Origin of the sequence: Myxococcus xanthus (assembly GCF_013116825.1) — a bacterium.
GTDB lineage: Bacteria > Myxococcota > Myxococcia > Myxococcales > Myxococcaceae > Myxococcus > Myxococcus xanthus_B.
Genome location: NZ_JABFNS010000255.1, coordinates 1 through 4578, shown reverse-complemented (window position 1 = coordinate 4578; position 4578 = coordinate 1). Strand labels below are relative to the sequence as shown.

Below are 4578 nucleotides of genomic sequence, written 5' to 3'. Positions count from 1 at the left end.
CCCGAGGCCCCCACCACCCCGCCGGTGAACATGTCGCGCCGCAACCTGCTGACGAACGCCGGCCGCGCGGTGCCGCTGCTGGCGGCCGGGACGAGCTCGGTGGGGCTCGCCAACGGCTACACGCAGTTCTCCGTCCGCGAGGTCGACATCCACCTGCCCGGCCTGCCTCCGTCGATGGACGGGTTCCGCATCGGCCAGATTACGGACGTCCACGTCGGCACGTTCATCGACACCCAGTACCTGCAAGACGCCGTGCGGGCGATGAACGACGCCAAGGTGGACCTCCAGGTGATGACGGGAGACCTCATCGACGACCTGGACCAGCTCGACGGCACCATGGAGGCGCTGTCGGAGTGCAAGGCCCACCACGGCATGCTCGCCGTCCTGGGCAACCATGAGCACTGGCGCGGCCTGGAGGCCATCCGCCAGGCCTACGCCGACGTGGAGGCGCGAGGCGGCCCCGTGCGCCTGCTGGTGGACACGTCCCATGCCTTCGAGCACGCCGGCCAGCGCGTGCGCGTGGTGGGCGTGGACTACCCCATGTCCGGCCGCAGTCCCCGCGTGAAGGTGGAGCGCATGCAGCAGTCCGCGGAAGCCGGCTTCCGCGACGTGGCGCCCGAAGAAGTGGTGCTCTGCCTGACACACCATCCGGACTTCTTCCCGCTCGCGGCCGAGCGCGGCGCCCGGCTGACGCTGGCCGGCCACACCCACGGCGGACAGGTGGCCTTCCTGGGCGTCTCGGCCTTCTGGTTCGCCTTCAAGTACATGCTGGGCCGCTACCGCCAGGGCGACCACCAGCTCTACGTGTCCGGCGGAACGGGGCACTGGCTGCCCTTCCGCATCGGCGTCCCGACGGAGGTGACGGTCCTCACGCTCCGCGCGACGGGGGCGTCGGCTGCTGGCCGTACGTCTTGAACTTCTCCAGGACGCGCGCCATCTCCGCGCCGTCCAGCAGCACCGGCTCCCCCACCTGGAGCGCCCGCCAGTACATGGCGGCCAGCGTCTCCACTTCGACGGCCAGCTTGAAGGCCGCGGGCAAGTCCTTGCCCACGGCCACCATGCCGTGGTTCGCCATCAGGCAGGCCTTGCGGCCCTCCAGCGCGGCCAGCACGTAGGCCGCGAGCTCCGCCGTGCCGAACGTGGCATAGGGCGCGCAGCGCACGTCCGTGCCGCCCGCGGCGGACACCATGTAGTGGAAGGCGGGGATGTCCCGGTGCAGGCACGCCAACGTGGTGCAGAACATGGAGTGCGCATGCAGCACCGCGCCCACCTCCGGCCTGGCGGCCAGGATGTCCCGGTGGAGCTGCCACTCCGAGGACGGACTCCGGCGCCCCTCGTGGCTGCCGTCGAAGCGCATGAGGACCAGGTCCTCCGGCACCAGCGAGTCGTAGTCCATGCCGGTGGGCGTCAGCAGGAAGCCGGCCTCCACCCGCACGCTCAGGTTGCCGGAGGTGCCCTGGTTGAGCGCGGACGCATTCATCCGCCGCGCGGTGGCAATCATCGACTCGCGCAGGGCGAGGTGCTCGCATACACCGCTCATTCCGCCCTCCCGCGCCGCTCGGGGAAGAGCGACAGCAGCCCGTCGCGCGAAGCCGGGCACACGCCGCGCTCGGTGATGAGCGCCGTCACCAGCCTCGCGGGCGTCACGTCGAAGGCGTAGTTCGCCGCGGGGCTCCCCTCCGGCGTAATCCGCACCGTGGCCACCTCACCCGACGCCAACCGTCCGGTGACGTCGCTCAGCTCCGCGCCGTCACGCTGTTCAATCGGAATCTCACGCACCCCATCCCGCAGCGTCCAGTCGATGGTGGGCGAGGGCAGCGCCACGTAGAAGGGCACGCCGTTGTCCTTCGCCGCCAGCGCCTTGAGGTAGGTGCCAATCTTGTTCGCCACGTCGCCCTGGGCCGTGGTGCGGTCCGTGCCGACGATGCACAGGTCCACCTGCCCGTGCTGCATCAAGTGGCCCCCCACGTTGTCCGCGATGACGGTGTGCGGGACGCCGTGCTGCCCCAGCTCCCAGGCCGTGAGCTGCGCGCCCTGGTTGCGAGGACGCGTCTCATCCACCCAGACGTGCACGGGGATGCCCGCGTCGTGCGCCTGGTAGATGGGCGAGAGCGCGGTGCCGAAGTCCACCGTGGCCAACCAGCCGGCGTTGCAGTGCGTGAGCACCTCCAGGCGGCCCTGGCGCCCCTTGCGCGCCCAGGCGTCCTCCAGGAGCTTCAGGCCGTGCGCGCCGATGGCGCGGTTGATGGCCACGTCCTCGTCACTGATGGCCTCCGCGCGGCGAAGCGCGGCAGCCACCCGCTCAGCGGGAGGCAGCGGCACCAGGAGCTGACGCATGTCATCCAGGGCCCAGTGCAGATTCACGGCGGTGGGACGCGTGCCCCGCAGCACCGCGAGCCCATGCTCCAACGCACCGTCCGAGGCATCCGCGCGCAAAGCCAGCCAGACGCCATAGGCCGCGGCGGCACCGATGAGGGGCGCGCCGCGCACCTTCATGCTCCGGATGGCATGGGCGGCCTCATCCAGCGTCGTCAGCCGCACGGTGACGAGCGCGTGCGGAAGCCGCGTCTGGTCAATGGCCTCCGCGGCCTGCGCGTCCGGCGCCAGCCAGATGGAGCGCATCGGCTTGCCATGGACCTTCATCGGCGCAGCACCCGGCCCGCGACCGCGGACAGCTTCTCCACCATGGCGGCGTCCCACGCCGTGGGCGCGGTGATGATGGCGTGGTCCAGCGCCTTGTGGCAGCCCTGGGCACAGGGGCCGGTATGCGCCCCGAGCAGCGGCACCACGTTCTTCACCAGCCCCTTCGCCTTGCCCGCGTTGCCCAGCAGCACGGAGACCACCTGGTCCACCGTGACGGCGTCATGGGCCGGATGCCAGCAGTCGAAGTCGGTGACCATGGCCACCGTCGCGTAACAGAGCTCCGCCTCCCTCGCGAGCTTGGCCTCGGGCATGTTCGTCATGCCGATGACGTCACAGCCCCAGCTCCGGTACAGGTGGCTCTCCGCGATGGAGGAGAACTGCGGCCCCTCCATGGCCAGGTACGTGCCGCCCCGGCGCGCGACGACGCCCAGGCCCTCGCACGCGGAAATCACCGCGTCCCCCAGCCGCGAGCACACCGGCTTCGCCATGGAGACGTGCGCCACCAGCCCCGTGCCGAAGAAGCTCTTGTCCCGGGCGAAGGTCCGGTCGATGAACTGGTCCACGACGACGAAGGTGCCCGGTGGGTATTCCTCCCGCAGCCCCCCCACGGCGGACAACGACAGCAGGTCCGTCACCCCGCTGCGTTTGAGCGCGTCGATGTTCGCGCGGAAGTTGATGTCCGTCGGCGCCAGCCGGTGGCCCCGCCCGTGACGCGGCAGGAAGACGACGCGGTGCCCTCCGAGCGTGCCGAAGCACAGCTCGTCCGAAGGCTCACCGAAGGGGGACGTCACCTTCTTCCATTCGACGTCCGTCAAGCCATCCATCTGGTACAGGCCACTGCCACCAATGATGCCGATGACGGGCGAGGTAGGGTTGGACATGCGGCGGGCTCCCGGTGGACGCCGGCACAAGGACTGCGCCGGCGGCAGGGAGCGTAGGAGTCGTGGCGGACTCGAGCAAGCCAGAGCGCGGCCCTGTCCAGGCGCTCATGGGGCCGTGCGCCCGGTCCCCGTCAGCGTCAAATCCACCCGACTCCGCCGCTCAGGGTTCTCCCAGCGCGAATGACGCCATCCGATGTCTGTAGACCTTCCCGGGGTCTTCGAGGACATCGTTGTGCCCCGCCCCAGCCACGGTCTCCACGACGGCCTGGGGGAAGAGCGTGCCCAGCCGGCGCCCCATGTCCACGGGGATGAGCGTGTCCTCCTCGCCGTGGATGATGAGCACGGGGAGCTTCACGGCGGCGGCCTTGGACGCGGTGTCATACCGGTCCCGGGCCAACAGGCGGACGGGCAGGAAGGGAAAGGCCGTGGCCCCGATGTCCGGGATGGACGTGTACGGACTCACGAGCATGACCCGGGAGCCGTGCCCGCGCCGCGCCATCTCCACCGCGACGCCCGTTCCCAGGCTGCGGCCACTGAGCACCGTCTGCTCGGCGCGCACCCCCTTCGCGCGCAGCCAGGCGAGCGCCGCCTCCGCCGCGGCGTAGATGCCTTCCTCCGTGGGATGCCCCGGTGACGCGCCATAGCCCGGGTACTCGACGGTGAGGAAGCCCAGCCCCCGCGCCTGCATCAAGTTGCCCAGGCCTATCTGCGTCAGCACCTGCTCCCCGTTGCCGTGGAAGTGCACCACCGTGGGAGCGCCCGGAGGCGCCGGCAGGTGGAACAAGTCCACGTACAGGCCGCCCTCCAACGGGAGGCGGCTGAAGCCATCACCTTCCGCCAGCGGCGGCGTGCCCTTGGGAGCTGGGTAAAGCAAGGAGCGCTGCAGCGCGAACACCGCCACACACAACACCAGATAGATGGAGCCGAAGGTGGTCAGGATGAGGATGAGGATGCGGCGCAGCCGAAGCATGGGGCCAGTGTGCCGCAGTTCGCAACGCAGCGCGACGGCGAGTGGCGTCACGCCGGTGGTGGGCAGAACCTGTCATCCCCACCC

General features: G+C 70.4%; 5 protein-coding genes. 1 reads left to right on the top strand and 4 read right to left on the bottom strand.

Annotated features, from left to right (window positions below):
• On the top strand, positions 1-915 hold a 915-nt coding region (locus HNV26_RS36900; protein WP_171453020.1), incomplete at its 5' end, for a metallophosphoesterase.
• Here the strand turns inward: HNV26_RS36900 and HNV26_RS36895 are convergent.
• From HNV26_RS36895 to HNV26_RS36880, 4 genes are all read right to left on the bottom strand, one after another.
• Positions 869-1540 carry a class II aldolase/adducin family protein gene (locus tag HNV26_RS36895; protein ID WP_171441071.1) on the bottom strand — a complete coding sequence of 224 codons (672 nt, stop codon included), beginning with the start codon at positions 1538-1540 and terminating at the stop codon, positions 869-871. The genes HNV26_RS36900 and HNV26_RS36895 overlap by 47 nt on opposite strands.
• On the bottom strand, positions 1537-2643 hold the full coding sequence (mtnA, locus tag HNV26_RS36890) for an S-methyl-5-thioribose-1-phosphate isomerase (RefSeq protein ID WP_171441070.1): 1107 nt from the start codon (positions 2641-2643) through the stop codon (positions 1537-1539). Before mtnA ends, HNV26_RS36895 begins: the two co-directional genes overlap by 4 nt.
• The gene (locus HNV26_RS36885; RefSeq protein WP_171441069.1) at positions 2640-3524 is read right to left on the bottom strand and encodes an S-methyl-5'-thioadenosine phosphorylase; all 885 of its coding nucleotides are present in this window, start codon (positions 3522-3524) and stop codon (positions 2640-2642) included. Before HNV26_RS36885 ends, mtnA begins: the two co-directional genes overlap by 4 nt.
• Positions 3525-3684: 160 nt before the next feature.
• Positions 3685-4494 carry an alpha/beta hydrolase gene (locus tag HNV26_RS36880; protein ID WP_171441068.1) on the bottom strand — a complete coding sequence of 270 codons (810 nt, stop codon included), beginning with the start codon at positions 4492-4494 and terminating at the stop codon, positions 3685-3687.
• Between the last annotated feature and the right edge of the window lie 84 nt (positions 4495-4578).

Coding starts and splice junctions, on each gene's coding strand:
- HNV26_RS36895 (WP_171441071.1), bottom strand. CDS start 1,540: ATGAGCGGTGTATGCGAGCACCTCGCCCTGCGCGAGTCGATGATTGCC.
- mtnA (WP_171441070.1), bottom strand. CDS start 2,643: ATGAAGGTCCATGGCAAGCCGATGCGCTCCATCTGGCTGGCGCCGGAC.
- HNV26_RS36885 (WP_171441069.1), bottom strand. CDS start 3,524: ATGTCCAACCCTACCTCGCCCGTCATCGGCATCATTGGTGGCAGTGGC.
- HNV26_RS36880 (WP_171441068.1), bottom strand. CDS start 4,494: ATGCTTCGGCTGCGCCGCATCCTCATCCTCATCCTGACCACCTTCGGC.